Genomic DNA, 292 nt, shown 5'->3' on the forward strand with positions numbered 1-292 from the left:
AGACCCACCAATTTTGTGTGGGAAACGCCTGTAGAAATACGGGGCCATAGCTCAGCTGGGAGAGCGCCTGCCTTGCACGCAGGAGGTCAACGGTTCGATCCCGTTTGGCTCCACCACTACTGCTTCTACGTTATGAAAGCTTAGAAATGAGCATTCCATCAGTGTGATGGTGAATGTTGATTTCTAGTCTTTGATTAGATCGTTCTTTAAAAATTTGGGTATGTGATAGAAAGATAGACTGAACGTTACTTTCACTGGTAACGGATCAGGCTAAGGTAAAATTTGTGAGTTA

The 292-nt window shown here is 44.2% G+C and carries 1 tRNA gene; it reads left to right on the plus strand.

What is annotated here, in order from left to right:
* The first annotated feature begins 40 nt into the window (after positions 1-40).
* Positions 41-116 (plus strand) — tRNA-Ala (locus HCF10_RS31010).
* The last annotated feature ends 176 nt before the right edge of the window (positions 117-292 follow it).

The sequence above is a fragment of the Pseudomonas sp. B14(2022) genome, from assembly GCF_012030485.1.
GTDB lineage: Bacteria > Pseudomonadota > Gammaproteobacteria > Pseudomonadales > Pseudomonadaceae > Aquipseudomonas.